Origin of the sequence: Pseudoxanthomonas wuyuanensis (genome assembly GCF_900215535.1) — a bacterium.
Taxonomy (GTDB): Bacteria; Pseudomonadota; Gammaproteobacteria; order Xanthomonadales; family Xanthomonadaceae; genus Pseudoxanthomonas_A; species Pseudoxanthomonas_A wuyuanensis.
In genome coordinates, this window is record NZ_OCND01000001.1 from 1089536 (window position 1) to 1107257 (window position 17722).

At 66.7% G+C, this 17722-nt stretch carries 14 protein-coding genes; 8 read left to right on the plus strand and 6 right to left on the minus strand.

Annotated features, from left to right (window positions below; all coding sequences use genetic code 11):
- Positions 1–241: 241 nt before the first annotated feature.
- Complete coding sequence (locus CRO39_RS04615; RefSeq protein ID WP_097120645.1) at positions 242–796, plus strand: ECF-type sigma factor; 555 nt, start codon at positions 242–244, stop codon at positions 794–796.
- Positions 793–3567, plus strand: coding sequence for a serine/threonine-protein kinase (locus CRO39_RS04620; RefSeq protein ID WP_097120646.1), 2775 nt, complete (start codon positions 793–795; stop codon positions 3565–3567). The genes CRO39_RS04615 and CRO39_RS04620 overlap by 4 nt, the downstream gene beginning before the upstream one ends.
- Positions 3568–3758: 191 nt before the next feature.
- Here CRO39_RS04620 and CRO39_RS04625 read toward each other — a convergent pair whose 3' ends face one another.
- Positions 3759–4403 (minus strand): CARDB domain-containing protein, encoded by a 645-nt coding sequence (locus tag CRO39_RS04625; protein ID WP_141400713.1) that lies wholly within the window; start codon positions 4401–4403, stop codon positions 3759–3761.
- A 243-nt stretch (positions 4404–4646) separates the two neighbouring features.
- Here CRO39_RS04625 and CRO39_RS04630 point away from each other — a divergent pair, with 243 nt between their 5' ends.
- Positions 4647–6065 (plus strand): peptidoglycan DD-metalloendopeptidase family protein, encoded by a 1419-nt coding sequence (locus CRO39_RS04630; RefSeq protein WP_097120648.1) that lies wholly within the window; start codon positions 4647–4649, stop codon positions 6063–6065.
- A gap of 165 nt (positions 6066–6230) precedes the next feature.
- Positions 6231–8132, plus strand: coding sequence for a serine hydrolase (locus CRO39_RS04635; RefSeq protein WP_097120649.1), 1902 nt, complete (start codon positions 6231–6233; stop codon positions 8130–8132).
- Between the two features lie 261 nt (positions 8133–8393).
- On the opposite strand, the gene serS is transcribed toward CRO39_RS04635, so the two are convergent.
- Positions 8394–9674: a serine--tRNA ligase gene (gene serS / locus CRO39_RS04640; protein ID WP_097120800.1), complete on the minus strand. Its 1281-nt coding sequence runs from the start codon at positions 9672–9674 to the stop codon at positions 8394–8396.
- A gap of 113 nt (positions 9675–9787) precedes the next feature.
- Here serS and CRO39_RS04645 point away from each other — a divergent pair, with 113 nt between their 5' ends.
- Complete coding sequence (locus tag CRO39_RS04645) at positions 9788–10447, plus strand: energy transducer TonB (RefSeq protein WP_097120650.1); 660 nt, start codon at positions 9788–9790, stop codon at positions 10445–10447.
- Between the two features lie 178 nt (positions 10448–10625).
- Positions 10626–11189, plus strand: coding sequence for an energy transducer TonB (locus CRO39_RS04650; protein WP_097120651.1), 564 nt, complete (start codon positions 10626–10628; stop codon positions 11187–11189).
- Positions 11190–11276: 87 nt separating this feature from the next.
- Here CRO39_RS04650 and aroA read toward each other — a convergent pair whose 3' ends face one another.
- The 3 genes from aroA to serC all read right to left on the minus strand — a co-directional run bounded on the left by aroA (position 11277) and on the right by serC (position 15023).
- On the minus strand, positions 11277–12584 hold the full coding sequence (gene aroA, locus CRO39_RS04655) for a 3-phosphoshikimate 1-carboxyvinyltransferase (RefSeq protein ID WP_097120652.1): 1308 nt from the start codon (positions 12582–12584) through the stop codon (positions 11277–11279).
- A gap of 106 nt (positions 12585–12690) precedes the next feature.
- Positions 12691–13827, minus strand: a complete 1137-nt coding sequence (gene pheA, locus CRO39_RS04660) for a prephenate dehydratase (protein WP_097120653.1) — start codon at positions 13825–13827, stop codon at positions 12691–12693.
- A gap of 110 nt (positions 13828–13937) precedes the next feature.
- Positions 13938–15023 (minus strand): phosphoserine transaminase, encoded by a 1086-nt coding sequence (gene serC / locus CRO39_RS04665; RefSeq protein WP_097120654.1) that lies wholly within the window; start codon positions 15021–15023, stop codon positions 13938–13940.
- A gap of 215 nt (positions 15024–15238) precedes the next feature.
- On the opposite strand from serC, the gene msrP reads away from it, so the two are divergent.
- On the plus strand, positions 15239–16207 hold the full coding sequence (gene msrP / locus CRO39_RS04670; RefSeq protein WP_097120655.1) for a protein-methionine-sulfoxide reductase catalytic subunit MsrP: 969 nt from the start codon (positions 15239–15241) through the stop codon (positions 16205–16207).
- 50 nt (positions 16208–16257) lie between these two features.
- The gene (gene msrQ / locus CRO39_RS04675) at positions 16258–16893 is read left to right on the plus strand and encodes a protein-methionine-sulfoxide reductase heme-binding subunit MsrQ (RefSeq protein WP_097120656.1); all 636 of its coding nucleotides are present in this window, start codon (positions 16258–16260) and stop codon (positions 16891–16893) included.
- Here msrQ and CRO39_RS04680 read toward each other — a convergent pair.
- Positions 16862–17665, minus strand: coding sequence for an FHA domain-containing protein (locus CRO39_RS04680; RefSeq protein ID WP_097120657.1), 804 nt, complete (start codon positions 17663–17665; stop codon positions 16862–16864). The genes msrQ and CRO39_RS04680 overlap by 32 nt on opposite strands.
- Between the last annotated feature and the right edge of the window lie 57 nt (positions 17666–17722).

Here is a 17722-nt window from a genome sequence, read left to right on the forward strand (position 1 = left end):
GTCCGGATCTTTTCCCGGCTGCCCGCCCGGTTGTCTCAACAAGCACCAAAGCATCCTGTGGGAGCGACGTCAGTCGCGACGTGCGCGTTGACGGTCGCGACTGACGTCGCTCCTACAACACAAGACGAACGCGCGGGCTCCTGCCACCGTTTCAAAACCCTGCGCAAGCGCACGCTACTCCGGCAGACAGCAACCACAGCCGGCAGTACCATGCGGGCATCCCGGGGGCGGAGAGCGGCGCATGTCCAGTGATATCACCCGCCTGTTGCAGCGGCATCATCAGGGCGACCGCGAGGCTTTCGACCGGATGGTGCCGCTGGTCTACGAGCGCCTGCGGGTACTCGCGCGCGGCCAGCTGGCGCGCGCCGGGCGCCGCACGCAGGCGCTGGACACCGTTGGCCTGGTCAACGAAACCTACCTGCAGCTGATCGACGAATACGGCGTGGACTGGCAGGACCGCGGACATTTCTTCGCCGTCTGCGCACGCGCCATGCGCCGCATCCTGGTCGATCACGCACGCCGCCGGCAGGCCGACAAGCGCGGCGGCGGGGCCACCCACCTGACCTTGCTGCCCGATGCCGTGGCCATGGAGCAACCCTCGGAACAGATTCTGGCCGTGGATGCCGCACTGGAAGGGCTGGCCGAATTCAACCCGCGGCTGGCGCAGGTGGTGGAGTGCCGCTATTTCGCCGGCATGACCGAGGAAGAGACCGCGCGGGCGCTGGACAGTTCGCTGCGCACGGTGCAGCGCGACTGGATGCGCGCGCGCGCCTGGTTGTTGAAGGCGCTGGCATGAACCGGCCCCCGCCGGAGGACCCGCGGGTACGCATCGATGCGCTGTTCGAACAGGCGCTGGACCTCGAAGGCGCCGCGCGGCAGGCATTCCTGGCCCAGGCCACCGCCGGCGAACCGGAACTGCGCGCCGAACTGGAACTGCTGCTGCAACTGGCAACCCAGCCGGCACCGCACCTGGATGCGGTGACCGGGAATCCGCTATGGCAGGCGCTGGCCGCCGAAGCCGAGCCCCAGCCGCCCGCGCTTGCAGGGCATCGCCGCATCGGCGCCTGGCGGTTGCTGCACGAGCTTGGCGCCGGCGGCATGGGCATGGTGTATCTGGCCGAACGCGTCGACGGCGGCTTTCAGCAGCACGGCGCGCTGAAACTGATCCGGACGGCGTTGGACTCGGACGAGTTTGCCCGCCGTTTCGCACAGGAACGGCAGATTCTGGCCACCCTCACCCACCCCGGCATCGCGCGCCTGCTGGACGGTGGCCGTGACGCCGATGGCCGCCCGTACCTGGTGATGGAATACGCGCAGGGGCTGCCGTTGGACCGCTACTGCGACGAACACCGGCTGAGCATCGAGCAGCGGCTGGAACTGTTTCTGCAGACCGCCGAAGCCGTCGCGCACGCGCACCGGCACCTGGTCGTGCACCGCGACCTGAAGCCTTCCAACATCCTGGTCACCGGCGAAAACACGGTAAAGCTGCTGGATTTCGGCATTGCCAAGGTGCTGGCGGTCGACGCTGCGCCGATGGAGCCGGTCACCCGCACCGCCGTGCGGCTGTTCACGCCCGAATACGCCGCACCGGAGCAGGTACTGGGGCAGCCGGTGGCCACCGCCGCCGATGTCTACCAGCTTGGCCTGCTGTTGTACGAACTGCTGTGCGGACAGCGCGCCCAGCAGGTGAGCGGCAGTTCGGCGGCGGAGATGGAACGGGCGATCTGCCACAACGAGCCGCTGCGTCCCAGTCTGCGCGTGCTTGCTGACATGGCCGCGCTGCGGCGCAGCAGTCCCGCCGCATTGCGACGCAAGCTGCGCGGCGACCTGGACAACATCGTGCTGAAGGCGCTGCGCAAGGCGCCGGAACGGCGCTACGCCACGGCCGCCGAACTGGCCGACGACATCAGGCGCTGGCAGCAGGGCCGGCCGGTGCGGGCGCGGCCGGAAACGTTGGGCTACCGCACCGGCAAATTCGTGCGCCGGCATCCGTTCGGCGTCACCGGCGCGGCAACCGCGCTCGCGTTGCTGATCGCCTATGCGGTCACCGTGACGGTGCAGGCAGACACCATTGCCCGCGAGCGCGACCGCGCGCGCGCCGAAGCGGTCAAGGCGCAACAGGTCAAGGCTCTGGTGCTGCGACTGTTCGAAGGCGCGGACCCGCAACAGTCCGGCGGCGCGCAACTGAGCGCGCGCGAACTGCTGGACCGCGGCTGGGCCAGCATAGAAACCGAACTGGCCGGCCAACCGGAAGTGCGGGTCGAATTGCTGGACACCGTGGGCGAAGCCTACCGCCAGTTGGGTCTGTACGACCGCGCGCAACCGTTGTTCGAACAGGCGCTGCAGCTGGCGACACCGCTGGCCGGCAGCGATCCGCTGAGGCTGGCGCACGCCCTGCGCAGCCGCGCCCGCCTGCATACCGACATGGGCGAGTACCCGCAGGCCGAAAAGTTGTTGCAGGACGCGCTGGAGAACTACCAGCGGCTACTCGGCAGCCCCCATGCGGAAGTGGCCGACACCATCAGCGACATGGGCATGCTGCGGTTCCGCATGAGCGATCTGGCCGCCGCCGAGCGCGAGCACCGCGACGCGCTGGCGATGCGCCGGCAGTTGTTCGACGAAGAGCACCCCGATGTGGCCGACAGCTTGGACAAACTGGGCACGGTACTGCGCCATCGGGGCGACTATGCCGCCGCGGAGCCGCTGCTGAGCCAGGCGCTGGCACTGCGCCGCCGGCTGTTGCCGCCCACCCATCCGCAACTGGCCAGTAGCCTGTCGAACCTGGCCGTGACCCGGGTCAATCTGGCCGAATACGATTCGGCCGATGCGCTGTACCGCGAGGCACAGACGGTGATGATCCAGGCCAGCGGCGCGCGCCACCCGGCGGTGGCACGGGTGATGAACAACCATGCCCTGCTGATGCAGGCGCGGCGCGATTTTTCTGCGGCCGAGCAACTGCTGCGGCAGGCACTGGCGATCCGCCGCGAGGCGCTGGGCGAACGCCACCCCGAAGTGGCGATGAACCTCAACGACCTGGGCCTGGCGCTGTACGGAAGCGGCGATATCGATGCCGCCGAAGCCCACTACCGGGAAGCGCTTGCCGCCTACCCGGACGATCATCCGTGGCGTTCGGCCACCGTGTTCAACCTGGGCGAACTGGCGGAAAAACGCGGCGATCTGAAGGCCGCCGAACAACACTACCGCGAGGCACTGGCGCGCCAGCGCAAAGACTATGGCGAGGAACACGAACGGGTCGGCATCGATCTCAACCGAATCGGCATTGTGCTGCATCGCCAGGGGCGCCTGGATGAGGCCGAAGCCTACTTCGAACAGGCACTGGCGATATTCCGCAAGCGCCTGCCCGAAGGCCATCCGCGCCTGGCCGTGGTGCTGGTGCCGATGGGCAATCTGCTGCTCGACCGCAGCCGTCCCAGCGAAGCCAGGGCGCTGCTGCAGGAAGCCTGGCAGGTGCGGCACGCCGCATTCGGCGCCAGCGACGCCCGCACCGTCGAAGCCGCCGAAGCGCTTGCCGCCGCCGGCGGCAAGCTGGCGAAGCAGGACGGCTAGGATGGGCTTCCCTGTAGGAGCGAGGTGAGTCGCGACAGAAACCCACACCGGTCCAGACACGGATAAAGGCAAAAAAAAGCGGATCAAAACATGAATGTCTTGATCCGCTTTCATCTGCTCCGAGCGGTGTCGAAACGCATTAGGTTTCTGTCGCGACTCACCTCGCTCCTACAGACACATACGCCATCGCCCTACCCGCACTTGCCCTCGACCGTCACCTTGACCCGGCGAAGATTGTTGGTCTCGTTGCTCTCGGCCACCGCCTGCGGGTCGTCGGCATGCACGTACAGCATCCAGGTGCCGGGCTTGAGCGACAGGTGGCCATCGGAAACGGAAGTCGCAGCCGGCGCCAGCGCCGGCAGGGGGTTGCTTGCCAGCACGGGTCCGTTCTGGATGTCGCGGCGGATACGGTTGGCCGAAGCGCCGGCCGCCACCCCGCCCTGGTTGGCGGTGAGGTACTTGTAGCGGAAGCTGCAAACGCCGTCCTTGCTGGACGAAGCATCGGCCGCCAACACCGTGGCGGCGGTTCCCCACGGAATGGTGGCATTGGCAAGCTGGAAGGCATCGACCAGCAGCAGATCGGGCATTGCCGCATTCGCCAGCGCTTGGCGGCCCTGTCCGCCGCCGCCGGGATCATCCTTTTGCGGTTTGGTCGGCGCCGCAATCGTCCCCTGGGCGGGCGACTGGGCGTCGATGGCCACCTGCGCGGCCTTCTGTTCGGCAGCGTCTGAAACGCGCGTCGTTTGCTCGGCAACCCGTTGCTGGGCGCCGGCCACGCCGGCGGCGGCAAAAAGGACAAGAGTGCTGGCCGCAACGGCCGTCATGGTTCTGGACATGCTGTTCTCCCTGAAAAGTTGGCAAACCGGCGCAATGGCGCGCCTCCCCCTGACAGTCGCAAAACCGTGCCGGATCCCGCCACGGCGCTTCCTGCCCTGGGTGTAACCCCGCCGGCACGGCCACGCAAGCCGTCACGTCCCGTTTCCGATGATTGGCGGGGTCTTCCGCGCAAATCCGACTTCAACGGTGCGGGCGGACATGCGTCCGTGTCCCGCTGGCGTCTCCAACCGAGGAACCCGACCATGGCCACACTGTCCCATCCCTACCGCCCCACTCCGTCCCTGCTTGCGGTCTGCGTGCTGCTGTTGAGCGGCCATGCCGCTGCCCAGACTCCGTCCAAGGGCGTTTACCGCATTCCCTACGCCGACGGCACCGATATCAAGGTCACCAACGACCACATCAAGCACGACCCGCCCGGCCGCATCGACATGAGCGGCAAGGGCGGCGGCCCGTACAGGATCGTTGCCGCCGCCGATGGCATCGTCCGCCATGTCGTCGATGGCTTCGACAAGCGCATCAGCGGTTGCAAGGACCTGGCCGCCAGCGAGAAGAAAAACAACTACGTCTGGATCGAACACCCCAACGGCGAATGGACCAAGTACACCCACATGACCAAGGGCTCGTCCAGCGGCAAGGCCAAACTCAAGGTGGGCCAGTCGGTGACCGCTGGAACCTATCTGGGCGATGAAGGCGATGTCGGCTGCGCCAGCGGCGATCACCTGCACTTCGAAGTGGGCGTGCCCAAGGCCAGCGGCGGCATCAGCACCGTCGGCGGTTTCCTGACCGACAACGACGGCAGCAAACGCAACCGGATCCCGCGCATCTGCGGCATCGGCGGCAACTATTTCGTCAGCGGCCAGAGCTATCAGGCACGCAAGGTACCGGGCAATCTCAAGCCCGGTGCCAAGGAAGTGGCCCGCCACGGCGTGCCGGCGCGCGACTACCAGTGCCTGTTCGATCAGGCGGTCAATGCCGGTTATGTGCTGGAGTGGATCGACGGTTTCGACGTGGGCGGCAACGTGTACTACAACGCCGTGTTCCGCCCCAAGGGCAACGCCGGCTGGGCCGCCTTCCATGGCCTGACCGCCGCGCAGCACCAGCAGCGCTTCAACGAATACACCGGCAAAGGCTACCGCCCGCATCAGGTCGAGAGCTATCTGGGCCAGGGCGGCGTGCGCTACGCGGCCATCTACCGCAAGCAGTCCGGGCCCGCCTACTCGGCCTACCACGGCCTGGATGCCAACGCCCATCAGGCCAGGATGGACGCGCTGACCAAGGATGGCTACCGCCCGCGCAATGTGTCGGTGGTGTCCAGCGGCGGCCAGCGGCGCTACACGGCGCTGTACGAAAAAGCCGATATCGGCAGTTGGCAGGCCAAATCGCAACTGAGTGCCGGCGAGTACCAGCAGGCCTTCAACAGCAACGCCCAGCAAGGCCGACAGGTCGTCTATCTCAATGCCTATGTGCATGGCGGCCAGCCGTATTTCTCGGCCATCTGGAGTTCCAAGGCCAACGGTCCATACAAGGCCAGGCACGGGCTGAGCAGCGATCAGTACCAGAGCGAGTGGCAGGGCAATACCAGCGCCGGACTGCTGACCCGCGACGTGACCGGTTACAGCAGCGGCGGCTCTGCCCGCTATGCGGCCATCTGGCGCAAGTAAGCCGCGCGCGGCGGATGGCTCCCGGCGCCGCCGGGAGCCATTGCGGCCGGGTGGCGGGATTGCGCCATTTCTTGCGACTACTTCAAACGAGCAGGAATTGCGGGTCGGCCGCAAACCGGATCGGCCAGGTTCCCGCTCCCCATATTCACTTTCAGGAGAGAAACCATGCCTTCAAGGACTACCGCGCATCCCGCGCAGCAGTCGCAGCGCCCGGCTCTGAACGGGCGCTGCACCTCCAGAACCTCCCCCTCCCTGGCCCGGTGCGCTTCGTTGGCGGCCAGCGCCTTGCTGACCGCCGGCCTTGCCTTGGGCAGCGCGTCGGCCATGGCGGCCGAATGGGCCGCACGGCATGGCCTGACCGGCGCGCAGTACCAGCAGGCATTCAACGACTACAGCAAGAAGGGCTATCGCCTGACCTCGGTCTCGGGTTACGAGAGCGGCGGCAGTGCCCGTTATGCCGCGCTGTGGAGCAAGCAGTCCGGCGCAGCCTGGGGCGCGCGTCATGGGCTGACGCCGCAGCAGTACCAGGCCGCGTTCGAGGATTTCGCCAAACAGGGTTACCGGCTGACCTTCGTCAACGGCTATGCCATCGGCGACAAGCCCTACTACGCCGCCATCTGGGAGAAGAAGGCCGGCCCCGCGTGGCAGGCCCGGCATGGCCTGACTGCCGAGCAATACCAGGCCGCGGTCACCGACATGTCCAAGCAAGGCTTTGGGCTGTCGCACGTCAGCGCGTTCAGCGTCGGCGGTTCACCGCGCTTTGCGGCAATCTTCGAGAAAGGGGGCCCGGCCTGGGTGGCGCGCCACGGACTGAGCCCGTCCGACTATCAGAAAGCCTTCGATGACTTTGCCAAGCAAGGCTACCGGCTGAAAGTGGTCAGCGGTTACAGGCAAGGCAGCGGCGACCGCTATGCCGCGCTCTGGACCAAGTCCAGCGGCCCGCAGTGGTCGGCCCGCCACGGCATCGCCGCCGGCAACTACCAGGCCGTCTTCGACAACTATCTCTACCAGAGCTGGCAACCGCGCTACATCGAGGCGTTCAATGGCGCCAGCGGCGTACGCTTCAACGGACTGTGGGAAAACACCACGTTCAAGGCCCAGGATCTGGCCCTGATCGAAAACAAGGTGCGCGCCTACATGAAGAAGAACGACATTCCCAGCATGTCGGTCGCCATCAGCAAGGACAAGCGGCTGGTCTACGCAGCGGCCTTCGGCAATGCCGACGTGGAAAAGAACGAACTGGCCGGCCCGAAGCACCGCTACCGCATCGCCAGCGTCGCCAAGCCCATCACCGTGGTGGCGGTGAAACGCGTCATCCAGGACACCACGCTGACCGACAGTTCCAAGGTCTTTGGCAGCAACAGCGTGCTCGGCAGCCAGTACGCCACCCCGTCCGACAACAAGCAGATCGAGGACATCACCGTCGATCACCTGATCCGGCACCGTGCCGGCTTCCTGCGGCTGGACATCGATGATGACGGCAAGGCCGACGACCCGATGTTCAAGTACACCGGAACCACCCATAAAGGACTGATCGAATGGGCGCTGAAGAACTATCCGCTCGGCTATGCGCCCGGCACCGACCCCGGCCTGCCGCCCGAGGAAACCTATTCCAACTTCGGCTACTCGCTGCTGGGCCGGGTCATCGAAGCCAGGACCGGCAAGACCTATGAGAACTATGTCCGCGACACCATCCTCAAGCCGGCCGGCGCCAGCGGCATGGTGATCGGCGGCGACAAGGAAGCCGACCGCAAGCCCAACGAAGTCAAGTATTACGGCCCCGGCGCCTATTCCAGCGTCAAACCGCAGCGGTTCGATTCGCATGGCGGCTGGATTGCCACGCCCATCGACCTGCTGCGCTTCATGCGCCATGAGACCGTGCTGAGCAAGTCGTATGCGCATTTCGGCTCGATGTCAGGCACCAACTCCGTCTACCGCCGCCGCAGCGATGGCCTGGGCTATGCGGTTACCGCCAATTCGAACAACGGCGATGTCAAGGAAATCGACGCGATGATGAAGGAGATTGTCGAAGGCGTTTCCAACTGGCCCAACGTCAATCTGTTCTGATTCCGCCAGTTTGAACCAGGACCGGCGGGGCCATCCCGCCGGTCCGCTAACCTTGGGTCCGCACACGCACAGCGCACGTCCCCCCACTGTGGGAGCGACGTCAGTCGCAACAGAGACCCGGACACTGATCATGCGGATGAGCGCGTGCAAACACCCGGTGCCCAATCCGCGCCTTGCCGCGGCAAGCTCATGCCACAGAGGTTTTGGCTGCTTTTCGTCGCGACTCACGTCGCTCCCACAGCAGCCGATCGACCTGGTCGATCAGGCGATGCTTTCCACGCCGCCCATATACGGACGCAGGACCTCGGGCACGGTGATGGAACCATCGGAGTTCTGGTAGTTCTCCATCACCGCAATCAGTGCCCGGCCCACGGCGGTGCCGGAACCGTTGAGCGTATGCACCGGCTCGGGCTTGCCGGTGGCCGGGTTGCGCCAGCGCGCCTGCATGCGGCGGGCCTGGAAGTCCCCGCAGTTGGAGCACGAGGAAATCTCGCGGTAGGTATCCTGCGATGGCAGCCAGACTTCCAGGTCGTAGGTCTTGCTGGCGGCAAAGCCCATGTCGCCGCTGCACAGCAGCATGCGCCGGTACGGCAGGCCCAGCTTTTCCAGCACCGCTTCGGCGGCGCGGGTCATGCGTTCGTGCTCATCGTCGCTCTCGGCCGGGCGTGCGATGGACACCAGTTCCACCTTCTCGAACTGGTGCTGGCGGATCATGCCGCGGGTATCGCGGCCATGGCTGCCAGCCTCGGCGCGGAAGCACAGCGAGTGCGCGCTCATGCGCAGCGGAAGTGCGTCGTCCTCGAGAATCTCGTCGCGGACGATATTGGTCAGCGACACTTCCGAGGTGGGAATCAGATAGCGCCTGGTTTCGCCCACGTCGGTGGAAAACAGGTCTTCCTCGAACTTCGGCAACTGCCCGGTGCCCTGCATCGATTCCTGGTTGACGATCAACGGCACATTGGTCTCTTCATAACCATGCTCGCCGGTGTGCAGATCCAGCATGAACTGCGCCAATGCCCGATGCAGGCGGGCCAGCTGGCCGCGCAGCACGGTGAAGCGCGCGCCGGACAGCTTGGCGCCGGCATCGCCGTCCAGCCAGCCGTGGCGTGCGCCCAGTTCCACATGGTCCTTGACCGGGAAATCGAATGCGCGCGGCGTGCCCCAGCGATGCTGTTCGACATTGCCGCGCTCGTCATCGCCAATGGGCACGCTGGCGTGCGGCAAATTGGGAATGCCCAGCGCGATGGCTTCGATTTCGGCGCGGATTTGCTCCAGCCTGGCTTCCGAAGCCTTCAGCTCGTCGCCGAAACCGGCCACTTCGGCCATCAGCGCCGAGACGTCTTCGCCCTTGGCCTTGGCCTGGCCGATGGCCTTGGAGCGGGTGTTGCGCAGGTTCTGCAGTTCCTGCGTGCGGGTCTGCAGTTGCTTGCGCGCCGATTCCAGCGACTCCAGCGAGGACACGTCCAGCTCGAAGCCGCGGCTGTCCTTCAGGCGTTGGGCGAGTTCGGCGGTCTGGGTGCGGAGCAGGACGGGATCGAGCATGAAAGCGGCTGCAAAGCGGAAGGAAGCCGGCATTATCGCCCATCCGCGCGGCGATGCCTCGCCCGGTTGACCGCGCCTGTGCCAGAATCGCACCGAGTCATCCGGTGAACCCCATGTCGAGCCCCAGCGAACGTTCCAGCTCCAGCGCTCCCTCCGAATTCGTGTTCCGCCTGCCGCGCCGCGCTCTGGTCATCGCCGGCATCGCCTTCGGCGTGGGCCTGCTGCTGTTTCTCGCGGTCTGGTGGGCCGGACGCGACAAGCGTTTCTATACCGCCGAACCGGTGGCCACCGGCACCCAGGACAGCATCGTCGAGGCCCTGCCCGAGCCGATGCCGGCAGGCGAAGGCGCCAGCGGCATGGAAGAACCGCGCCAGCCGCCGCCGGAGGAGGAACGTCCGCAACTGGTCGAAACTGCACCGCCGCCGGCGCCCCCTGTCGAACCTGCCACGACCGTTGCGCCGCCGGCTCCCGGAACTTCCCCGATAGCGTTGGCGCCGGGCGCCAGCCCGGTTCCCATCCCCGGGCAGACGCCGGCCCCGGCCTACCCGGCCTCGGCGATGCGCCGCGGCGAAACCGGCACGGTGCTGTTGCGGGTGGACGTGGATACCGACGGCATGCCGCGCAAGGTCAGCATCGAGCACCGCAGCGGCTCGCGCGCGCTTGACCGCGCCGCGGTCGATGCGGTCAAACGCTGGCGCTTCCATCCCGCCCAGCAGAACGGCCAGCCGGTGCCGGCCAGCCTGATTGTTCCGATCGATTTCAATACCCGTTAGCGCGTTTCCGCACTGGACCCCCCGCAGCCGGTGGCCAAAAACTGAACCGGCTTTCGACATCGATGAACCTTTGGCCATCGCTGACGCGGCCTTCACCGCGCGGTCACGCGCTGGCAACAAACCTCCATGCAAGACTCGACGCGTAGCAAAAACGCGTTCAGCGAAACAGGAGGTGGTTATGTCGCAGGTTCCCAACCAATACCATGTTGACGACACCGCCGCGGTCGAATCACGGCACGATTCCAGGCCGGTCCGGCCGCTGCTGTGGTGGCTGCTGGCGGTAGCGGCCGTGGCGGCCGCCGCCATCTGGTTCACCAGCCAGCGCAGCGCGGGCGATATTGCTCCGCTGGTGGAACAGGCGCCCGTCGAGGAAACCGTACCCGTCGATGAGCCCGCAGCGGCCACGGCACCGCGCCCCGCCGCAACCTCCACCGCAAGCAAGCGCACCGCCAAGCCGGCGGTCGCCCAGCACCGTCAGGCGCGCCCGCTGGCCAGCAACGTCACCCCGAAATACCCGCCGGCCGCGTTGCGTTCCGGCATTGGCGGCACGGTGCTGGTGCGCGCCGAAATCGACGCCAGCGGCAAACCGGTCGAGGTGAAGGTCGCCCGCCGCAGCGGCAATCGCGATCTGGATCGCGCCGCGCTCAATGCCGTGCGCAGCTGGCGCTTCGAACCGGCCATGCGCGACGGCAGGGCCACGACCAGCGTGGTACAGGTGCCGGTGGACTTCAAACCGATCTGACTCTCTCTCCGCCGCACCCTGTATGCCGGGGAAGCCGCTGGGCTTCCCCGGCTCTTTTTTTGCGTCAACTATCGTAGCGGACCGGAATCAACCGTTGCGCAGCGCAAACCCCGCGCCGGTCGCCAACGTATCGAAGCCCGGGAAGGAAGTCGCCACATTGGCGATATCGTCGACCCGGACCTCGCCGACGGCGCGCTGCGCGGCAACGGCGAACGCCATCGCGATGCGGTGATCGCCATGACTGTCGATGCTGCCGCCGTGCAGCGGGCCGGGAAAAACGGTCGCCCCATCGGCAGTTTCGTCCACCCGCAGGCCCAGCGCACGCAGGCCGTTGGCCATCGCTGCCAGCCGGTCGGATTCCTTGACCCGCAGCTCCGCCGCGCCACGCACCACGGTCGGGCCGTCGGCGCAGGCTGCGGCCACGAACAGCACCGGGAACTCGTCGATCATGTCCGGCACCAGCGCCTGCGGTACCTCGATGCCGCGCAACGGCGCATGGTTGACCACCAGGTCGGCGACCACCTCGCCGCCATGCTCGCGCCGGTTTTCCTCGCGGATGTCCGCGCCCATCATCCGCAGCGCGGTCAGCAGGCCGGTGCGGCGCGGATTCAGGCCCACCGCACGCAGGCGCAATTGCGAATCCGGCACGATGCTGGCGGCCACCAGAAAAAAGGCGGCCGAGGAAAAATCCGCCGGCACCGCGATATCGGCGGCGCGCAGGCGCTGGCCGCCGCGCAAGCGCGCGAAGCCCGGCGAGAATTCGATCTCCACGCCGAATGCGGCCAGCATACGCTCGGTGTAGTCGCGGGTCGGGTGCGGCTCGCGCACGATGGTTTCGCCTTCGGCATACAGCCCTGCCAGCAGCAGCGCCGACTTGACCTGCGCGCTGGCCACTTCCAGCGTGTAGTCGATGCCGTGCAGCGCCTGTCCGCCGTGGATGCGCAGCGGCGGCAACCCGCCTTCCCCGGTATCGATGCGCGCCCCCATCTTCGCCAGCGGCCCGGTGATGCGGCGCATCGGGCGCTTGGACAGCGACGCGTCGCCGATCAGCACGCTGTCGAAGCGCTGCGCCGCCAGCAGTCCGGCCAGCAGGCGCATGCCGGTGCCGGCATTGCCGCAGTCCAGCGGCTCGCTGGTCGCCTGCAGGCCATCGATGCCGACGCCATGCACGATGCGCTGCGAGGCCGACGGCGTTTCGATACGCACGCCCAACTTCGAGAAGATGGCCGCGGTGGCGCGGGTGTCCTCGCCTTCCAGGAAGCCGTCGATCTTCGAGACGCCGTCGGCCAGCGCCGCGAACATCACCGCCCGGTGCGATACGGATTTATCGCCGGGAATGTCCAACTCGCCGCGCAACGGGCTGCCGGGGGACGCTATCCAATCTTGCTTTGTCATTGGGAATCGGAAATAGGGAATGGGGAATGGAAAAAAGCGAGGCCAAAGGAACGCGGACGTCGGGATCGCTTTGCCGATTCCCTATTCACGCTTTCCTATTCCCGCCTCAAGGCACCGCCACCGGATACGAGCCCAGCACCTTGATCTGCGCCGAATGCGCCTTCAGCTCCGCCAGCGCCTGCTTCATGCCTTCGTCCTCGACATGGCCGGCCAGGTCGATGAAGAAGCCGTACTCCCATTTGGCATGGTGCGAGGGCCGCGACTCGATGCGGTTCATGCTGATGCCGTGCCGCGCGAACGGGCTGAGTACGTCGAACAGCGCGCCGGGCTTGTCGTGGATGAAGACCAGCACCGAGGTGCGGTCATGGCCGGACGGCGGGAAGATGCTGCGGCCGATGACCAGGAAGCGGGTGGTGTTGTCGGCATCGTCCTGGATAGGACTCATCACGACTTTCTTCAGGCCGTAGACATGGCCGGCGCTTTCGCCGCCGATGCTGGCGGCATCGTCGGCATTGCGGGCGCGGCGCGCGCCTTCGGCGTTGCTGGAGACCGCAATCTTCTCGACCTTGGGCAGGTTGGCGCGCAACCACGACGAGGTCTGCGCGAACGACTGCGGGTGCGAATAGATGCGCTCGATGTCCTCGATGCGGCCGCTGCGCGAGAGCAGGTACTGGTGCACGCGCAGTTCGACTTCGCCGCAGATCTTCAGGTCGGAAGTCAGGAACATGTCCAGCGTGACCTGGATGGTGCCCTGCCCCGAGTTCTCCACCGGCACCACACCGAAATCGGCGTTGCCGTTTTCCACTTCCTGGAACACTTCCTCGATGCTGGCCAGCGGCAGCCCGTGCGCGGAGCGGCCGAAGTGCTTGAGCACCGCCTGCTGGCTGAAGGTGCCTTCCGGCCCCAGGAAACCGATCTTCAGCGGCTCCTGCTGGGCCAGGCAGGCCGACATGATCTCGCGGAATACGTGCACCAGCACTTCGTCGCTGAGCGGGCCTTCGTTGCGATCCACCACCATCCGCAGCACCTGCGCCTCGCGCTCGGGGCGGTAGTAGTCCACCGCCGCGGCCAGCTTGCCCTTGGCCTTGCCGACCTGGTGGGCAAAACGGGCACGCTCGGCGATCAGCGCCTGGATCTGGCGGTCGATGCTGTCGATCTGGTTGCGCACGTCGGCCAGCGCCGGTGGTGGCACAACCGGCTGGGCGGTTTTTTTCTTCGCCGGTTTTTTGGGCTTTTCTGCCATGAGGCTTATGTTCCTTTCGATCTGCGTCCGTAGGAGCGAGGTAAGTCGCGATGTGGCTTTACCGGTAAATCCGGTCGCGACTCAGGTCGCTCCCACAATCCACATCCATCTCAACCATTGCGCTGCTGGAAATCGCGCATGAACGCCACCAGCGCCTGCGCGCCTTCCACCGGCAGCGCGTTGTACAGCGAGGCGCGGATGCCGCCGACCGCCTTGTGGCCCTTCAGCGCCAGCAGGCCGGCGTCCTTCGACTCGCTGACAAAGCGCGCGGTCAGCGTTTCGTCCGGCAGGAAGAACGGGATGTTCATCCGCGAACGCACCGCCGGCGCCACATGGTTGCGGTAGAAGCCGCCGGAGCCGTCGATGGCCTGGTAGACCAGCTGCGATTTCAGCGCATTGCGGCGGGCGAATTCCTCCACTCCGCCCTCGGCCAGCATCCACTGGAACACCAGTCCGGCCAGATACCAGTTCCAGGTCGGCGGCGTGTTGAGCATCGAATCGCGGGCCGCGTGCGAACGGTAGTCGAAGATGTCCGCGCGCGGCTGGCCGCTGCGCTCCAGCAGGTCGCGGCGGATGATCACCACCGCCACCCCCACCGGCCCCAGGTTCTTCTGCGCGCCGGCGTAGATCACGCCGTACCTGGACACGTCGAGCGGCTCGGAGGCGATGCTGGAGCTGAAATCGGCGAACAGCGGCGCGGTTCCCACGTCCGGCGTATCGCGGAATTCCACGCCGTGGATGGTCTCGTTGGCGGTGATATGCACATAGGCCGCGTCGGGACTGAGCTGCCAGCCGGCCCGCGGCGGAATGTCGCGAAAGCCGCCCGGCTCGCCGTCGGCGGCGACGTGGACGGTCACATACGGCTTGACCTGGCGGATCGCGGTCTTGCCCCAGTGCCCGGTGACCACATAGTCGACCACCTGGCCGGGCGCGGCGAAATTGAGCGCCAGCAGCGCCTGCTGGGTGGTGGCGCCGCCGGACAGGAACAGCACCGCATAGTCTTCGGGGATGCCGATGAGCTTGCGCAGGTCGGCTTCGGCCCGGCTGGCCACGGCGATGAACTCGGCGCTGCGATGGCTGATTTCGACGATGGACGCGCCGACGCCGTTCCAATCGAGCAGTTCGGCCTGGGCCTGGCGCAGCACCGGCTCGGGCAAGGTGGCGGGACCGGCACTGAAGTTGTACGCGCGCGTCATAAAGCACCTGAATGGGGACGCCGTAGTATGCCGCAGCGCATCAGTTGCAGGGGCAACCTTTCCCAACAATGCGCCGCCGGGCGGGCGATTGCGCAGGATCCGCGTCCTCGCCTCTCCGCTTCGGGATTAACCTTGCGTCAGCGGCCGGCAGCCGGCGCGAAACCTTTTGCCCTGCCGCTACCTCTATCCCAGGTCAGGGCCACCAGGAGACCCCCATGTCCATCCGCGATGCGCTACGGATTCCCGCCTCGGAAATCACCGACGAGGCGGTTTACCGCGACCGCCGCAACCTGTTGCGGCTGTTCGCGATGGCGCCGGCGCTGGGCCTGGCCGGCTGCGCCGATGCCGAACCCCCGCCAGCCCCCCGGCCAGCGGTCACGCCCGAACAGGCCCGCTCCGGCTTCCGCACCAGCGAGGAGCTGACCCGCTACGAGGACGTCACCACCTACAACAACTTCTACGAGTTCGGCACCGGCAAGGCCGATCCGTCCACCGCCCGCAAGACCCTGCGCACCTCGCCGTGGAACGTGGCGATCAGCGGCGAATGCGAGAAGCCCGGACGGATAGCGCTGGAGGACCTGCTGTCCGGGCTGGCCCCGGAGGAACGGATCTACCGGCTGCGCTGCGTGGAGGGCTGGTCGATGGTGATTCCGTGGCAGGGCGTGCCGCTGGGCGAGGTGCTGAAGAAGTTCGCACCCACTTCCAAGGCCAAGTACGTGGCCTTCACCACGCTGGCCGACCCGGTACAGATGCCCGGTATCCGCTACCGCTCGATCAACTGGCCGTACCGCGAAGGCCTGCGCATCGACGAGGCCATGCATCCGCTGACGCTGCTGGCCACCGGCCTGTACGGCAAGCCGTTGCCGCAGCAGAACGGCGCGCCGCTGCGGCTGGTCGTGCCCTGGAAGTACGGGTTCAAGAGCATCAAGTCGATCGTCGAGATCAGCTTCGTCGAGAAGATGCCGGAAACCGCATGGCACGATCTGCAGCCCTCGGAATACGGCTTCTTTTCCAACGTCAATCCATCCGTGGACCATCCGCGCTGGAGCCAGAAGACCGAACGCCGCATCGCCGGCACGTCAAGCAAGCTGTTCGCCGAGCGCATCCCGACCAAAATGTTCAATGGTTATGCGGACCAGGTGGGGTCGATGTATGCGGGGATGGATCTGAAGAAGTGGTATTGAGTGGAGGCATGGTGTTACTGGTGCAGTGATTCCACACCTCCTAGGACCGAATGATCTTGCGCGCCGCCTCCCCCCGCCTCATCGCCGCCAAAACCCTGGTCCATGCCCTGGCGCTGACGCCGCTGGGCATCCTGGCCTGGCAGTTCTACGACGTCTGGCAGACCGGCAGCGACGCCCTGGGCGCCGACCCGGTGGCGGAAATCGAGCATCGCACCGGCCTGTGGGCGCTGCGGCTGCTGATGATCACGCTGGCAGTAACGCCGCTGCGGCAGCTGACCGGGCAACCGGTGCTGATCCGGTTCCGCCGCATGCTGGGCCTGTATGCCTTCCTCTACGCCAGCCTGCACCTGAGCGCGTACCTGGTGCTCGATCTGCGCGGCTACTGGACGCAGATCTTCGAGGAAATCGCCAAACGCCCCTACATCACCGTCGGCTTCAGCGCCTGGCTGCTGCTGATCCCGCTGGCCGTCACTTCGACCCAGGGCTGGATCAAACGGCTCGGCCGCAACTGGGGCAGGCTGCACAAGCTCATCTACGCCATCGGCGCGCTGGCGGTGCTGCACTTCTGGTGGCTGGTGAAATCCGACATCCGCGAACCGCTGCTGTACGCGGCCATTCTTGCGGCGCTGCTGGGATGGCGCCTGTGGAAACGCCTCAGCGCGCGCCGAACAACAGCAGCGCGCTGAGCGCCGCCGCCAGCAGCGCTGCGGCCAGCAGCAACCACGGCCAACGCCTGGACGAAGCCGCGACCTGCGGCTCGGGCGCGGCCGGCGGGGCACTCGCATCGTCGTCTTCGGTCCTCTCCTGCGCGCTACTGGCCGACGCCAGCCAGGGGATTTCCACGACAAAGCGGTGTTGCGGGCCGAACACGACCTGATCGCCCGCCGCCAGCATCGCATCGCGCACGCGAACCCCGTTGACGGCGCTGCCTTCGCCCCCGGCCAGATCCCGCAGCAGCACCCGCTCGCCGCGCAATTCGAGCTGTGCGTGGCGTTCGGCGCACAACGGATCGTCGATGCGGATGTCGGCGTCGCGGGCGCGCCCGACCAGCAGCGGCTGCGACAGCGGGAAGCTGAGCCCATGGTAGGGTCCGCCGACCCCGCGCAATACGATGCGCGGGTCGCCGGCCTGCGCCGGATTGCGCTCGGGCACCGCGTCCACGTCCTGGTGCGAGGCCTGTACCAGGATTTCGGCGCCATCCAGGTAGACCGAATCGCCGGCGCGCAACAACGCCATCCGTTGTACCGGACGCCCGTTGACGTGGACGCCGCGCATGCCGTTGGCGACCTGCAGCCACAGGCCGCGGCGGTCCACGCAGATGCGCGCCATCAGCGCGCCCTGCGCCTGATCGCCCACGCCCAGGGTGCCGGCCGCTTCGCGGACGACGCGGTGCACGCCCGTATGCAGCGGACGATCGGGCTGTTGCCGGTTGACGAAATGGAGTCGCAGGTTTTCCACGCCGCAGCAGACTATCAGTTTGCGGGCAAACGTAAAGCCGGCCGTTGCCGCGCCGCG

Coding starts and splice junctions, on each gene's coding strand:
- CRO39_RS04650 (WP_097120651.1), top strand. CDS start 10,626: ATGTCGCAGGTTCCCAACCAATACCATGTTGACGACACCGCCGCGGTC.
- serS (WP_097120800.1), bottom strand. CDS start 9,674: ATGCTCGATCCCGTCCTGCTCCGCACCCAGACCGCCGAACTCGCCCAA.
- msrP (WP_097120655.1), top strand. CDS start 15,239: ATGTCCATCCGCGATGCGCTACGGATTCCCGCCTCGGAAATCACCGAC.
- CRO39_RS04620 (WP_097120646.1), top strand. CDS start 793: ATGAACCGGCCCCCGCCGGAGGACCCGCGGGTACGCATCGATGCGCTG.
- CRO39_RS04645 (WP_097120650.1), top strand. CDS start 9,788: ATGTCGAGCCCCAGCGAACGTTCCAGCTCCAGCGCTCCCTCCGAATTC.
- serC (WP_097120654.1), bottom strand. CDS start 15,023: ATGACGCGCGCGTACAACTTCAGTGCCGGTCCCGCCACCTTGCCCGAG.
- aroA (WP_097120652.1), bottom strand. CDS start 12,584: ATGACAAAGCAAGATTGGATAGCGTCCCCCGGCAGCCCGTTGCGCGGC.
- CRO39_RS04625 (WP_141400713.1), bottom strand. CDS start 4,403: ATGTCCAGAACCATGACGGCCGTTGCGGCCAGCACTCTTGTCCTTTTT.
- CRO39_RS04635 (WP_097120649.1), top strand. CDS start 6,231: ATGCCTTCAAGGACTACCGCGCATCCCGCGCAGCAGTCGCAGCGCCCG.
- CRO39_RS04615 (WP_097120645.1), top strand. CDS start 242: ATGTCCAGTGATATCACCCGCCTGTTGCAGCGGCATCATCAGGGCGAC.
- pheA (WP_097120653.1), bottom strand. CDS start 13,827: ATGGCAGAAAAGCCCAAAAAACCGGCGAAGAAAAAAACCGCCCAGCCG.
- msrQ (WP_097120656.1), top strand. CDS start 16,258: ATGATCTTGCGCGCCGCCTCCCCCCGCCTCATCGCCGCCAAAACCCTG.
- CRO39_RS04630 (WP_097120648.1), top strand. CDS start 4,647: ATGGCCACACTGTCCCATCCCTACCGCCCCACTCCGTCCCTGCTTGCG.